Genomic DNA, 14,857 nt, shown 5'->3' with positions numbered 1-14,857 from the left:
AACTCTAAATAGAGTTTAAACATGAAACTATTCTCTTTCTTTTCTCTTTTATTGATAAGTTCCACTGGCTTAGGGCAAGATTTGCCTTTGACTCATTTAAAATATCCCGCTGGATTTACTGTGAGCATTTACGCGCAGCCCGTTGTTGATGCTCGAGAAATGGCTTTAGGCAGTAAAGATATTGTTTTTGTAGGTTCAAGAAATGCTGGGAAAGTATATGCTGTTATCCCTGACAAAAAAAACTCTCATGGCACTCGCGTTTTAACCGTAGCTTCTGGATTGAATATGCCAAATGGTGTTGCCTTTCATCAGGGTGCACTTTATGTGGCTGAGGTTGGGCGTATTTTACGCTTTGATAATATTGAATCTAATCTGAATAAGCCTCCTAAACCAACAGTGGTTACTACAAAATTACCGAAGGAAAAAGCTCATGGTTGGCGTTTTATTAGTTTTGGACCAGATGGCAGGCTTTATATAGGAGTTGGTGCTCCCTGTAATGTCTGCTTAATGGACGACCCACATTACGCTACTATTATGAGAATGGAAGCCGATGGGCAAAATCTAGAGGTCTATGCTAAAGGAATACGCAATACCGTGGGATTTGATTGGGATCCCATTCATCATAATCTTTGGTTTACAGACAATGGGCGTGACTGGTTGGGGGATGATTTACCTCCAGATGAACTCAATGTAGCTCCGACAAAAGGCATGGATTTTGGATTTCCTTATTGCTATGGTAAAAGCACAGCAGATCCTGTTTATGGCAAATTACATTCTTGTTCCGAGTTTACTCCCCCTGTTTATGAATTCCCAGCGCATGTCGCTCCTCTTGGTATGTCATTTTATACAGGTAAATTGTTTCCTTCTAATTATTGGGGACAAATTTTTATTAGTGAACACGGTTCCTGGAATCGTAGTCATAAGATAGGGTACCAAGTTATTATAGCAAAAATTAAGAACAATCATGTAACAGAGGTTAAACCGTTTATCAGTGGGTGGTTACAGGGAGAAAAAGCATGGGGAAGACCAGTTGATACGCTTGTTATGCCGGATGGGGCACTATTAATTTCTGATGATTATGCTAATGTAATATATCGGGTTAGTTATCAGCAATAAATGGATCAATTATTTTATTATAGGCAGGCAGGGATAAAGCTCCTGCCTATTTATTATCGTTATTAACGAATTAAATTTAAGAATTCCAAACGGCAACTTGAATTATTGCGCATTTCACCAAGCATAACCGAAGTGGTCATGACAGAATTTTGTTTTTCAACCCCGCGCATCATCATGCAAAGATGTTTTGCTTCAATCACTACAGCAACGCCGCGAGCTCCGGTAATGGATTCAATACAATGAGCAATTTCGCCCGTCAATCGTTCTTGAATTTGTAGTCTCCTTGCATAAAAATCAACAATACGAGCAATTTTAGATAAACCTATTACTTTGCCATCAGGTAAATATCCAACATGACATTTGCCCAAAAAAGGTAATAAGTGATGTTCGCATAATGAGTATAGTTCTATGTCCTTGACGATAACCATTTCACTCATGTCAGAATCAAACAGAGCGCCATTAATGATTTCATCAAGGTTCTCATTGTAACCTTTGGTTAAATAACGTAAGGCATTAGCTGCTCGTCCAGGAGTATCCTTGAGTCCTTCACGACTTATGTCTTCGCCTAATTCTTTAAGCAAATTTGAGTATAATTTTTCCATAGCAAGAATTCCTAACCTGGCGGCCAAGTCATTTGACGCCCGCCAAGTAAATGTAAATGAATGTGGTAAACTTCCTGCCCCCCACCAGAATTAACATTAAAAACCAATCGATAACCCATTTCACTTAGCCCTTCAGCTTGTGCTAATTTTTTTGCTCTTATTAGAATATTAGCAAGAAGTTCGCTATCATCATCGTTCACATCATTAATGGTTGCAATATGCTTTTTGGGTATAATCAATAAATGTGTTGGTGCTTGAGGTCTAATATCGCGAAAAGCCATTATATTTTTGTCTTCAAAAACTATTGTCGCAGGGATTTCACCCTGGGCAATTTTGCAAAACAAACAATTCATAGGTCATCCGATGGTTCGATTCAAAATACTATTATACATTTCATTTATTATATTGCGAACGCTTGTCTTTGCCTTTTGATGTGATTTTTCGCATAATATTACTTTTATTATTATTAAAGGGTGCGTAAATGAGTTTAATGGAAATTCAGAGCGGTCGTGATGTTCCAAATGAAGTTAATGTGATCATAGAAATTCCTATGCACGGGGAACCTGTAAAGTATGAGGTTGATAAAAAAACTGGTGCTTTATTTGTTGATCGATTTATGACGACAGCCATGTTTTATCCAACGAATTACGGATATATCCCAAATACTTTATCAGAAGATGGGGACCCTGTAGATGTGTTGGTAATAACTCCTGTTCCTCTGATTAGTGGGGCTGTTATTTCATGTCGACCAGTTGGTATGTTAAAAATGACGGATGAATCTGGCATCGATGCAAAAATATTGGCTGTTCCAACAACCAAATTAAGTAAAATGTATCAAGCAATGCAAACTTACCAAGATATTCCTCAACATTTATTATTATCTATCGAACATTTTTTTAAGCACTATAAAGACCTGGAAGAAGGTAAATGGGTCAAGGTAGAGGGCTGGGTAGGTCCAGAAGCCGCTCGAGAAGAAATAACATCCAGTATCAACCGTTATAATCACACAAAAAAATAATGCAGTGACTTGAGCTGAATCAGGTGTTGGGCATTGCTCAGCACCAACCTTATATCTTTAGCTATTATCGCTGTCTCTTCTCACCTTCTACTACAAAACAGCAAGTTCTATTGTATAATTTGGCATTCTTAAAAGTATAAGGATATTCAGTGCAACTTCCTCTTTCTACTTTATTGGTTTTATTGTTTTTCCTAATTTGCCTGTCTGCCTTTTTTTCAGGTTCCGAAATTGGCATGATGTCTATCAATAGATATAAATTACGACACTTGGTAAAAAGCAATGATAAACAAGCCATTCGGGTTAATTCCATGCTGGCTCGGCCTGATAAGCTATTGAGTGTGGTTTTAATTGGAAATACCTTGGCAAATATCGTGGCATCAACCCTCGCTACTTTAATCGGACAACGGTTTTATGGAGATGCAGGGGTGGCTATAGCTACTGCTTTGCTGACCATACTGATCCTGGTTTTTGCAGAAATGACTCCTAAAACTCTGGCTGCTATTTACCCTCAACAAGTAGCTTTTGCCTCCTCATTGCCGTTGAGTATTTTACAATGGATTTTTTCTCCTTTGGTCCATTTAATCAGTTTGATTTCAAATGGTATCTTAAGATTATTTAATATATCGGTAAAACGGATGCAAAAGGAGATGCTAACTGGTGAAGAGTTGCGTTCGGTGGTTCATGAGGCAGGAGGATTAATGCCTGTAGAGCATAAAAGTATGTTGATTAGTTTATTGGATCTGGAACAGGCAACTGTTGAAGACATCATGGTCCCTAAGGCTGATATTGTTGGGATTGATTTGGATTTGCCCTGGATAGAGCTCTTGGATCAATTGGAAACAGCACAACACACCAGATTACCAATTTATCATGGCTCTATAGATCATTTGGTAGGGATGATTCACGTAAGAAATATTTTAAATTTGGCATTAGAAAATAAATTGGATATGGATAATTTATTAAACAGTGCTGAAGTTCCCTATTTTATTCCAGAGGCTACCCCGTTAAATATACAAATTCTTAATTTCAGGAAAATGAAAAGAAGAAGTTGCTTTGTTGTGGATGAGTATGGCGATATTCTTGGGCTTGTAACGATGGAAGATATTCTTGAAGAAATAGTTGGTGAATTCACAACAGATATCGCTGCTCTAAGTCGTGATATTACTCCCCAGCAAGATGGGTCAGTTATAGTCGATGCCAGTATAACCATTCGCCATTTAAACCGTATGATGGGGTGGAGCCTGCCATTAATCGGACCAAGGACTTTAAGTGGCCTGATTATTGAGCATTTAGGATATATTCCCCCGTCAGATTCTTGCTTGGTTATTGACCCTTATCATATTGAAATATTAAGGGTCAGCGACAATATGATAAGAGGTGTAAAGATGATTAAAGTGAATAAAAAAAGAAAATAGCTCTTATAGAAATTGATGCTCAATGGTTCTGTCATTATCAAAAATAGAGTTTGATTTTCCCTTCTATGCTATTATGGTATGACTCATACTGTTCTCAATAAGCTTCCAGCTTCTCCCCTATTTTATTAAGTTTATCGCAATAGATTTCTTCGATGCCTATATTAAGGTGTCTTTTTGAGAGTCAGGATAATGCGTGAAATAAAAATCAACAAAATATATTATTTTAGCGCATATGTGTTAAAATTATACTTTTATCATGTCAAATAAAACGTATGAAGATTTTATATGTACCTTTCCCAAGGAATCAGGCTGGCGATTTAAAATCAATGGTTGAACTTTGGAAAAAAAACGATGAGCACTTCTTCTCTGAACGCATTGAAATAATTTATTTCGATGATGACGTTGATTATGATCAATTTGACGAAAAAATTGAGATATATATTTGTGCTCATGGTTCAGATGATGAAAATTTAAAGGTTCTTTATAATCATTCCAATCCATTAGTTGCAGAAAGCCTCGATATAAAAAAAGTGGCTGAGCGCTTTGAAAGAGATATTTTACCTATATCGTATTGGATATCGAATATTCATCTTTATTGCTGCGGGACTGATAAAAAAAATAAAATGATGGCTGAATTATTGGGACATTCTTTGTTGAGGCCAGAAAAACCTATTTATCACTATAGTGGTTCAGTTTCTATTGTTGACGAGTCTGGGAAACAATGGAGCTTTGCAAACAATGCTAAAACGCCTATACATTTGGTAGCCAAGCAGACTGTTACTCTAACTTATTTTGATGAAGAACAACACCAACGGGTTCCTGTTAAGAGAACATTCCAAAGTTTGGGTTATGCTGAATTGTTGGCCAAGAGAGAGAGGTCATTTTTTGCAAAAGTAAAAGAAAACAGAGCTTCGGTTCTTTTGTCCAAGCGAGTAGACAAAGAAACACAAAATGATGGTGAAGAGAACTCTTTGTTAAACAAGTTTAATTAGATATCTATTGGGATGCACTGGGATTTGCGCCAATTCCTTTTATCAAAAGACCTTCTGTAAAGCGTAATAATGATTGCCTCGCTTGTGAGGTTTATAATAAAAGGCAAAAAATAATTTAAAAGTAAACCAGTTAGCGATGGGATTGATACATGGAGTTATGACAAAAAGGAATTAAATGTTTGACAAATTATATTTTTAAGCTAATCTTGTTTTTGTGCAACGCAACATATGGAGAGTGTAATGAAAGAGCAATTTTTTCAGCCAAAAGAATTGAATACTTTGGTTCAATCTATTGAAAAACCAATTCAGGATTTATTGGATCTCAATCTTAAAACATTAAAAAGTGTGTCTTATGTTACTCCTATTGAATTATTCAATGTTTTGAAACCAGAAGAAATTCTGGAAAAAAATATGAATCTATTCATTCAAAATAGTCAAAAAGCAATGAATTACATGTTTAATGTGTTTCAAATAATGGAACATCATTGGATTAAAATTTATGGTCAGATGGCAGAAAATACAACTGAAAAGAAAGTTAATCCAATAATAGGCAAAGCAAGTCACAAAGTCGATACCAACGCTCCAAAATCATCAGCGAGTAAAAAATCCATTACAGCAAAAAGTAAAACAAAGCCTGTTGTTGCACAGTCAAAGTCAAAAATAAGTAAAGCAAAACCGAAAACCAGCAGCCCAACAAAAGTTAAAGTAAATACTCAAGAGCGGCCGACAGTAACCAAACAACAATCGCAAATGTTTTTGTCTTCTTTGCAGAAAGACATAGAAAAACAGGGTATGAATACGCCTGTTGAACTGAAAAATTCAGTTGCGATATTAAAAAATGAAACGAAGGATATCGCGCCTTCTAATAATAAACCCAAATAAATTGGCGACCTATCCTGTTTTCGGTATGCTCGCTTTTTTAAGAAATAGGAGACGGTGCCTGGTAAATCAGGGATATCCAGAAGCAATACATTGTAGGGTGCAATGTCAGCGTCGAGGATGAGGCAGGCATTGCACCAGCAAAATACATGTTCTGGGAACAGGGCTTTCAAACGCGAGCAATAACGAATAAGATAAATGAACCTGTCTAAATTGCTGGATAATAATCAATTATAATGTAGCGTCACTTTCTTTAAGAGTTACAACTCGAGCTGTGAACATGTAACCGCCATTGCGAATGGTTTTAATTAAAGCTGGTTTTTTTTTATCTATTTCGATTTTTTGACGTAAACGGCTAATTTGCACATCAATCCTTCGGTCAAAAGGAACCAGGTCTGTATTCTTGGTAATTTGTAATAAAAATTCTCTATCCAGGACTCGTTGCGGTTGTTGGACAAAAGTGAGAAGCAAATCGTATTCACCAGCGCTTAATTGCAACTCCTCATTATTCTCCCCGAATACTTGTCGGGAAGCGGGATAAAGTCGCCAGTTGGCAAACATCAATACTTCCTTGCCATGGTCTACTTTTTGTTGCGCTCTGATTACTCGTCGAGAAATAGCACCAATTCGCGCATGCAGTTCACGGGGATAAATGGGTTTGGTCATGAAATCGTCAGCACCGGCTTCAAGCATGGCAATGCTCGATTCTTCATCGGGCCTATTATTAATAACAATTAATGGAACCGGATACATATTATAAAATTGCTCAATTGCTTCGGGTTCGGTTTTTAAAATTGACCAATTAATTAAAATGGCAGTGGGTAAGCCTTTTTCAACATGAATAGGAAACAATTTCTTTTGTTGAACAATATCAAGATTAAATTTTTCAAAATAATCTTTCAGTTCTTCACTGACGGGTTCATTATCAATAAATAGCAAATAGTGGCGTTGTGACATCAATTTGCCTCAAAGGTCAAAAAATATATTGCTTTAATTTTGGCAAGTTTATCAGTTGCTTGCAATTATTTTTAAATATTTATGATTGCTAGGGCTTTTTAGAGAGCAATAGCTGGTTTATTTTGAAATTTGTATTTTGTCAGTTATAAAAATTAGGCAAATATTTCTTTTCAATGCTATTGTTAAAGTTCAAGTGTCAGGATAAAGCTTGAGGAGAAAGGGATGACTCAAAAGACACTTCCTTTATCACATTGGTTTGTTACGGATAATGACAGAGCCAAGGCTCGAATCAAATATGAGTTGAAACAGTTGGAGACTCAGCTTAGCAAATGTTTTAAACAGCAGGATGCTACTGTCTTTTCAAAAGACAAGTACTCACTTTACATGGATTTGGCAGATAAATACTCAGATTATTTGAAATTAATAGATGTTGATTCAAAAGTTAACCGATTCGGGTGTTTGGAGACACTTAAGGAGATTAGTTATTCGGAGGCTTACAACAGGATTATGCATCTGAAACAAAAAATATCTGCAGCAGTAAATCTGCTGGAGGAAGCAAAAGTTATTGCTGAGATTTCATCATTATATCAATATCTCGCTAAAGAAATTGAGTCAAATGATTTTTCAGACGCAATAAATCATTTAACCCTGAATCAGTTTGATAGACTAAAGCAGTTATTTAAGAAAGAGAGCCTTGAGTTATGGTTATCAACTTTGGTTGACATTTGGAATCATGATTCTACTTTATTAAGGGAGTCGGCTAGGTTATTTCGCAATTGGGATCTTGAAGAACAAACAACAGCCTTGGATTTTTTTTCTGAATCTGAAGTTGTTAATTTAATAAATGCTATATTTTTTTATAAATTGTACCCTGACAAGTTATTTGATGAGTTAATTCATCCTGAAAAATTGGTTTCAGTACGTATGCGTCTGGGTTTTTTGCATGAATTTATAGAGCTTCTACAAAAACAATTACAGAGCAACGCGCTTCAATATGGGTTAAATCCAGGTGTTGATTTCCTATTTCATGGCGAGGAACTGCCTCAAGGAATTATGATCGAAGTGAATGAAATTTATAAAGATATAATCCAATCAGCTGTTAAAAACCTTAAAGTACTATTCACTCCAGAAAATAATGAGAAAATTACCATGGAACGTTTACATGATTTGGGACGAGCATACAAATTTTGGTTTAATCCTAACAGGCTAATTGATGCTGTGATGGTCCTGCAGCAACGTCTGGTTACGGAAAGTATCTCTCAAGAGGATGATTTAGAAAAATTTCATCAAGAAATGTTAATTCTATATCGTCAGCTCACCACAACAGAATGCTTGGATTTATATGGCTATTTTGCCAATAATGACAGTCGATATTTACTTTATACTTTATATTCAATTATCAATGGTTGCTCTTTAGATTGGTTACCATCATTAAACTCAGCTGAAAAAAATGCCATAGCCAGAGTATATCAAGCATTAAAGTGTGTCATGGAGGCGCTAAGAGTCGAATTAAAAAACAGGTTTGTAATAACTGAACCTTATCTATATGATTTGGGGAAAAAGGAAATTCATCCCGGACGACGTAATCGAGAGGCTGTGTTTAGAACCATTGCAATTTATGGTTGTGAAAGAATAGTGATGAGTGATTCATTAGAAAGATTGTTTAATCTCATAGAAGAACCAAATAAGCAATTTTAGTAATAAATATGAATGAATAAGAATAATCTGGCTTGTGGAGTATACCAGGCTTTTGCACGGCTTGTTCTTGCATAAACTGTCTCTTTCATTTTATTGCTGCGTTGCAAACCTTTCGGTCGTGCTCATTAGTTACCGCATGTAAACTTGGCTCCTCAAAACGTTTGCGTCTTGCCGTAAAACAAAATAATCAGGTTATGTAAGAGCTCTCCTGTTTTGTCTGCACAATTTTGCAGTAAATTTTATAATGTGCTTTTATTGAATGGGATAAACCAGTTTTTTACCATAGAATTGTTGAAGTTGTTTCTTTAGTTTTTCTGCTGGGCTTGATTTGGCAAAATCACTCTGCAGGTTATCAATCCATTCTCCTGTTGAAAGATTGAGAATAACGGGTATGTAGGCGTTGTCATCCGGATATAGGGCTAAAATCCAATCTCCACTAATAACTCCGTATAGTTTTTGATTATTAACCTGAATTAATTCATCGGGCTTCAATTCAAGCTGTCCAGTATAAGGGTTAACCTTATAGATTCTTTTTCCTAATTCAATGGCTTTTTCTTTAGTAAAATCTTGATTTGGATACATCCCGCTTTCAATAAAAAATGTGCGCTGTGGTAGTGGAGTATCAGGGTTTAATACAGTAGGCAGTAATGAAATACCATTCATTTTCTGTTTTTTTGTAATATTGAGGAAGTCAAGAATGGTTGGAGCCAGGTCAAATAATGCTACTCTTGTTTTTATTTTGCCTGTTTTTGTTAGTGGCTTTCCATCTTTATAAATATTAAATGCCAGAAGGCTATGATATTGCATAGGACTTAATATATCAGAACCATGACCAGCACTTTTATCCAGTTCAGTTGCAGTTTTGACCTTAAAATACTCTGCGAGTTTGCTAGTTAGAGAGCTTTGATATTTTTGGTAACTCGTCAAACGTGAGTTGGGATAATAAAGTACTTCGCCATGGTCGCTTAATATAATGAGTAGGCTATTTTCAAAATAGCCATGTTTTTTTAAATAACAGAAAATGATTTTAAATTGATTATCTACTGCTTTTAGCGCTCTTAGGTAAAGAGCATCACGCTTGCTGAGGCTGAATTCATTATCTACTTGATCAGGCAATGATGCAGCCCAGGCATAAGGCCAATGCGGAAGAGCAAAATGTATGGCAAGGAAAACAGGAAAATTTTGTTGTAAAGACAGTTCTCTTTTTAATTCATTTGTAAAGGTTTCCGGATAGTAAGATATGAAGCTGGCTCTATTGCTAAAATTATAGGGGAATAACCAGGCGCTAATGCGAAAATTAATCAGTAAATTCCCAAGGGGGAAATCATTATACGAACCAAGCATGACATCATTGACACCTGTTTTGGGGCCGATGATTTTTTTAAATCCAAAATTCTTATCTATGCTATTGAATCGCCTATCATCAGTCGCGTAGATTGTGTTATACCCTAGTTTATTCAAATCCCACACAATGCTGAGTTGACTTTTAACCCGGCTTCGCTCAACTAAATTTTCTTCGGCAAGATGATGTTTTGGGTATAACCCAGTTAAAATGGAGCTCCATGCAGGATAAGTTCTGGCTAAAGGGCTAATCGTGTTTGTAAATTGAAAATTGTGCATTAGCACTTTATGAAGAAAAGGCATGTTTTTAGCCGTGACACTTTCTGGACTTAAGCTGTCTATGCCCAGGATAATGATATTGGGTTCTGAACCCATGTTAGGATTTAAAGAAGGTTTCCAATAATTATTTAACAGGATAATACAAACGCCAATGGGTAGCACTATTGATAATAGGCGAACAGCCCTTCGATAAAACAAACAATTTAATAAGAGTAACCCCAGGCAAGACAAGGAAAAATAAAGTAATATTAAAAAAATAAATTCAGGAATTGGTGGTGAAAATAATTTGCTAAAAACACTAAGGGGGAAATAATAGGCATTAGCACTTAATATACAGCAGGCAAATAAGGACCAAATAATGGTTTGCCATTGCTCAGTAGAAAAATAATGCCAAGATCGATTTAAAATTCCTATGAGCATCAGAGTTTGAATCATGGAAATGATGATATACAGGCTGAGTTGAATTACGAGAGTGCCGATAATTTCAAAATATATAGGCAAAGGAAGCTGAATCGAATTGATGAGGCTCTCAGCATGTGAATAGAGCAGAAGCAATTGTAAACCAAAAAAACAAAGATTAAATAAAAGAAACTGGCAAAAATATGAAAAAGTTGAATTTTTTTGTTTCATGATTGATTGTCTGCAGGACAATTGATATGCCAGTTATAAATATAACTATCAATAGTATTGATATGCTTTAATTGGTTGCGCAGAGGTTCTTTCGCGAATTGTAGTAAATGTTTGATGACATATTTTTTGGTACCACCAAAATCCTCTTCATACCAGTCATATAATTTAGAAACAATTAATTTACCCTCAATCACATGAACTCCTCTGAGAGAGTTAATGTATTTGGATGCCGCATCGTTAAGTTGTTGCTCTAGTAATGCCCCCTGATAAGCTTGTTTGCTCAGATTAGGTGCTCCTATTGTGGCATTGTTTAAAGCATAATGAGTTCTTGGGTCATTCCAAATTGGGCGAATAATTCTATTATTGATATCATCCAAGGATAAATTGGTATTTTTTATAGTGATAATACTTGCTCCCCAAGGTCCAACGCTAAATAATCCGGGAGAAATATTAATTTCCTGAATGTTTGCAATGGGATAATAGTTGGCTACTGTTAAAACGGTAAGAGCATTATATAAATTGATCCAATAGGCTAATTGCTCTTGACGATTATAATTATCAATATCGATTTGTGATAAATTTTTTATATATTCTTTTAGTGAGGCCAGCTCTTTCTCATTTATATTCACGTAGTCTACCAGATTGATGTCTTCTTCATTAGTGATTACATGGTGATCAAGAAAGTGTTGCCACGCCTGATGAGAAATTACTTGTTTGGAAAGCGGATCATTGACCAGCCATTTGGGCCATAAGCTTCTGTGGAAGGCAGCAGAAGCTGTGCTTGTTATGAAACATAAGGATAACAGGAATAAGACCAGTATTTTTTTTCTCAATAAAATAAATATGGAATTGGATTTAAACATTAATTACTGCTCTGTTCTTAAGGGCACTACTTATAGTATTCCCATCTAAAAATTCTAATTCACCACCTGATGGTATTCCATGTGCTAATTGACTGATATTGACGGTTTCATTTTTTAGCAACTGATGAATAAAATGAATTGTGGTTTGGCTTTCAACACTGGGGCTTAGTGCAAGAATAACTTCCTGAATTTTTTCCCTGATAATTAATTCCTTAAGTTTGGGTAGTCCTATGTCATCTGGTCCCAAGCCATCAAGAGGAGAAATTTTTCCCATAAGGACAAAATATTTACCTTGAAAGGAATTGCTTTGTTCTATGGCAGAAACATCCGCTGGACTCTCTACCACACAAAGCAATGTCGAATCTCGATTGGGGTTTTGACAAAGAGCACACATAGTTTGTTCGGTGTAATTATTACACTGCTGACAATGACTAATGTGCTTCATTGCCTGTTCTAAACAGGAGGCAAGGTGTAAGCCTCGTTGTCTTTGGTGTTGCAATAAATGAAACACCATCCTTTGTGCTGATTTTGGTCCCACTCCGGGAAGACAGCGAAGCGCTTCTACCAAGCGGCTTAGAGCATCCATAGCCAGGGTTACTCTCCTTCTTTACCACCCATTAAATCAGTTGGAATATTAAGGCCAGCAGTCAGTTGGCTGATCTTTTCTTTGGATGCTTTTTCAATTTTACGCACCGCATCATTGACTGCAGCAGCAATTAAATCTTCCAGCATTTCAATATCTTCATCCATTAAAGTGGGTTTGATTTTAACTTCTGTTACATCATGACGGCCATTCATCTTAATGGTAACCATACCACCACCAGATTCGCCACTTACTACCAACTGGCTTAATTGTTGTTGCGCTTCTTGCATACGCTGTTGCATTTTTTGCGCTTCTTTCATTAAATTGCCTAAATTTTGATTAATATCCATTACAGCCTCGTTTATTTGTGGTTAGTTTAATTAAGTATTATAAGTCATCTTTTAACAGGACAATAGAATTTTTGACCAATTCAGCTGAAAATTCTTGTTTTATCTGTTCAAATACTGGGTCAGCGTGTAATGCTGCCTCTGCATGTTCTTGCTTTTTTTGGGTAGCTTTTTCTTTTTGTTGAGCTGGAGAGGCATGCACGGTGTCTTGACAGTTTAAGATAATTTTTACCGGGCTTTTATAATAATCAGTCAATGCGGTTTCAATTCGGTTAATTGTTGTGGGGGTGAATAAGGACTGATGCCCTTTATTGACCCCTAATGTAATTTCTCGCTCTTCTTTACCAAGAAATTCAGCATTTTCTATGGCATTAAGTGCTAAACCCGACAATTTTAGCAGTGGTATTATTTCGTTCCAGTTACGGTTAATGGATTCACCCGAGTTAGCGGTTTTATTATCGTCAGTTGGTAAGGATTGGGTTTGGTGATGGGCAACGGCATTAGCTGTCGCTTTAGTAACAGGCATTGGTTCAATGCCAATGAGGTTTTGCGCTGATGTTTTATCATCAACATTTAGTAAGTTTGCTTTATTATTTTGCTCGAATGCCAATGGTGGTGTTGCTACATGAGAAGCTGGTTTAAACGTATACATGCGCAGCATTGTCATATTAAAGCCAATGGCTAGTGTTGGAGCGAGATGAATCTCCTCACGTCCTTTAATGCCTATTTGGTAGAATAGTTGGGTGTCTTCGGCCGAAAACTGTTTTGCCAACTCTTTAATTTCTGTTCTTGGGCTAATTAGCGGATTGCTGTCACCTAGGCATTGATAGACGGTAATTTGATGCAGATAGTTAAGTATTTCATCAAGGACGTATTGAAAGTTCCCTCCTTCAACAATGATTTGCTGACTTAATACAAGCATGGTTGGTGCTTCTTGCCTGGCCAGGGCTTGCAAGAGCAGCAACGCGTAATCTTCTCGGGTATGTCCCAAGAGCATTTTCACATCACTTGCCAGCAATTTCATTTCACAACTGGTAATGGCTTGATCCAATAAACTTAATGCATCACGCATGCTTCCACGGGCAGCTTGAGCTAATATCTCCAGTGCTTGTACTTCAAAATCCAACTGCTCTTCTTGGAGAATTAATTGCAATTGTTGCTTTATCAACTCAGCAGGCAAGTGTTTTAGATTGAACTGTAAACAACGCGATAAGACAGTAACAGGTAATTTTTGAGGGTCAGTCGTTGCCAGAATAAATTTCACATGTGAGGGAGGCTCCTCTAATGTTTTTAATAAGGCATTAAAGCTATGTTGGGATAGCATATGCACTTCATCAATTAAATAAATTTTAAAACGGCCATTTGACGGTGCATATTGTATGTTATCAAGTAAATCTCGCGTGTCTTCAACTCTGGTTTTGGAGGCTCCGTCTATTTCAATGAGGTCAATATAACGGCCTTGTTCGATTGCAACACAGGTATCGCAATGAAGGCATGGTTCTGAGGTGATGCCTTTTTCACAATTGAGGGCTTTAGCTAAAATACGGGCGACACTGGTTTTCCCGACCCCGCGAGTACCAGTAAACAGATAAGCATGATGCAAACGTTGTTGATTCAGGGCGTTGATCAATGCCTTATTAATATGCTCTTGGCCAACCAGTTGGGAAAATGTGCGTGGTCGCCATTTACGGGCAAGTGCCAGATAGCTCATACATGTTTCACAAGTTGGGCGGCGACTCTAAGAGCCACACCCCGGCGCCCGCATCAACTGCTACCGCTGCTCCCTTCCGGGCCTGACGGGGTTCACAATCTATCGTCGCGAGGGGACCAATAGAGTCACCATATTTGAATAGCGAAGAGTAACAAAAAAAATATTCCTGCGCTAGAGCTAATAAGTATTTTATTATTTAAGAGCAAATGTTTCTTAAATTATAGAAATTAAAAAATTGTCATAAACAGCATGTCAAATCAACATGAACGAATATTTCCTTTTTAACTACATAATATCTGGCATATAGAAATTTTAGTTATAAACAATACCTATTAAATGTAAATAGGATTTATCAAATACTATTTACAATAGAAGTAAGCAGCAATTGAGTGAAACGAAAACACTTTTCAATTTCATTACTGTACA

Annotated in this window: 14 protein-coding genes and 1 other RNA gene; 6 read left to right on the top strand and 9 right to left on the bottom strand. The window is 36.6% G+C overall.

The genetic code is table 11. From position 1 onward, the window contains the following. Window positions 1-21: 21 nt before the first annotated feature. Window positions 22-1,116 carry a PQQ-dependent sugar dehydrogenase gene (locus EL201_RS14340; RefSeq protein WP_027222899.1) on the top strand — a complete coding sequence of 365 codons (1,095 nt, stop codon included), beginning with the start codon at window positions 22-24 and terminating at the stop codon, window positions 1,114-1,116. Window positions 1,117-1,178: 62 nt separating this feature from the next. On the opposite strand, the gene folE is transcribed toward EL201_RS14340, so the two are convergent. Next, on the bottom strand, window positions 1,179-1,718 hold the full coding sequence (folE, locus tag EL201_RS14335; RefSeq protein WP_027222898.1) for a GTP cyclohydrolase I FolE: 540 nt from the start codon (window positions 1,716-1,718) through the stop codon (window positions 1,179-1,181). An 11-nt stretch (window positions 1,719-1,729) separates the two neighbouring features. Next, window positions 1,730-2,071, bottom strand: coding sequence for a histidine triad nucleotide-binding protein (locus EL201_RS14330; protein ID WP_027222897.1), 342 nt, complete (start codon window positions 2,069-2,071; stop codon window positions 1,730-1,732). A gap of 128 nt (window positions 2,072-2,199) precedes the next feature. On the opposite strand from EL201_RS14330, the gene ppa reads away from it, so the two are divergent. The 4 genes from ppa (at window position 2,200) to EL201_RS14310 (ending at window position 6,025) form a co-directional block, all read left to right on the top strand. Further along, a complete protein-coding gene (gene ppa, locus EL201_RS14325; RefSeq protein ID WP_027222896.1) occupies window positions 2,200-2,736 on the top strand; it encodes an inorganic diphosphatase in 537 nt (178 codons plus the stop codon). Between the two features lie 149 nt (window positions 2,737-2,885). Next, on the top strand, window positions 2,886-4,151 hold the full coding sequence (locus EL201_RS14320; RefSeq protein WP_027222895.1) for an HlyC/CorC family transporter: 1,266 nt from the start codon (window positions 2,886-2,888) through the stop codon (window positions 4,149-4,151). 272 nt (window positions 4,152-4,423) lie between these two features. Next, window positions 4,424-5,143, top strand: coding sequence for an RNA-binding protein (locus tag EL201_RS14315; RefSeq protein WP_027222894.1), 720 nt, complete (start codon window positions 4,424-4,426; stop codon window positions 5,141-5,143). Between the two features lie 240 nt (window positions 5,144-5,383). Beyond that, window positions 5,384-6,025: a hypothetical protein gene (locus tag EL201_RS14310; protein ID WP_027222893.1), complete on the top strand. Its 642-nt coding sequence runs from the start codon at window positions 5,384-5,386 to the stop codon at window positions 6,023-6,025. A gap of 228 nt (window positions 6,026-6,253) precedes the next feature. Here the strand turns inward: EL201_RS14310 and EL201_RS14305 are convergent, their stop codons facing one another. Next, window positions 6,254-6,979 carry a winged helix-turn-helix domain-containing protein gene (locus EL201_RS14305; protein ID WP_027222892.1) on the bottom strand — a complete coding sequence of 242 codons (726 nt, stop codon included), beginning with the start codon at window positions 6,977-6,979 and terminating at the stop codon, window positions 6,254-6,256. Between the two features lie 222 nt (window positions 6,980-7,201). On the opposite strand from EL201_RS14305, the gene EL201_RS14300 reads away from it, so the two are divergent. Beyond that, window positions 7,202-8,677, top strand: coding sequence for a hypothetical protein (locus EL201_RS14300; RefSeq protein WP_027222891.1), 1,476 nt, complete (start codon window positions 7,202-7,204; stop codon window positions 8,675-8,677). A 252-nt stretch (window positions 8,678-8,929) separates the two neighbouring features. Here the strand turns inward: EL201_RS14300 and EL201_RS14295 are convergent, their stop codons facing one another. The 6 genes from EL201_RS14295 to ffs all read right to left on the bottom strand — a co-directional run bounded on the left by EL201_RS14295 (window position 8,930) and on the right by ffs (window position 14,553). Further along, the gene (locus EL201_RS14295) at window positions 8,930-10,927 is read right to left on the bottom strand and encodes a sulfatase-like hydrolase/transferase (RefSeq protein ID WP_027222890.1); all 1,998 of its coding nucleotides are present in this window, start codon (window positions 10,925-10,927) and stop codon (window positions 8,930-8,932) included. Then, the gene (locus EL201_RS14290) at window positions 10,924-11,790 is read right to left on the bottom strand and encodes a DUF547 domain-containing protein (RefSeq protein ID WP_027222889.1); all 867 of its coding nucleotides are present in this window, start codon (window positions 11,788-11,790) and stop codon (window positions 10,924-10,926) included. The genes EL201_RS14295 and EL201_RS14290 overlap by 4 nt, the downstream gene beginning before the upstream one ends. Next, a complete protein-coding gene (recR, locus tag EL201_RS14285) occupies window positions 11,783-12,376 on the bottom strand; it encodes a recombination mediator RecR (protein WP_027222888.1) in 594 nt (197 codons plus the stop codon). Before recR ends, EL201_RS14290 begins: the two co-directional genes overlap by 8 nt. 8 nt (window positions 12,377-12,384) lie before the next feature. Then, complete coding sequence (locus tag EL201_RS14280; protein ID WP_011216606.1) at window positions 12,385-12,723, bottom strand: YbaB/EbfC family nucleoid-associated protein; 339 nt, start codon at window positions 12,721-12,723, stop codon at window positions 12,385-12,387. 37 nt (window positions 12,724-12,760) lie between these two features. Further along, window positions 12,761-14,431 carry a DNA polymerase III subunit gamma/tau gene (dnaX, locus tag EL201_RS14275; protein WP_027222887.1) on the bottom strand — a complete coding sequence of 557 codons (1,671 nt, stop codon included), beginning with the start codon at window positions 14,429-14,431 and terminating at the stop codon, window positions 12,761-12,763. 25 nt (window positions 14,432-14,456) lie between these two features. Then, window positions 14,457-14,553, bottom strand: an RNA gene (ffs, locus tag EL201_RS14270) — signal recognition particle sRNA small type. Between the last annotated feature and the right edge of the window lie 304 nt (window positions 14,554-14,857).

The sequence above is a fragment of the Legionella pneumophila subsp. pascullei genome, from assembly GCF_900637585.1.
In the GTDB taxonomy this organism is placed as follows: domain Bacteria; phylum Pseudomonadota; class Gammaproteobacteria; order Legionellales; family Legionellaceae; genus Legionella; species Legionella pascullei.
This window is presented reverse-complemented; position numbering and strand designations above follow the sequence as displayed.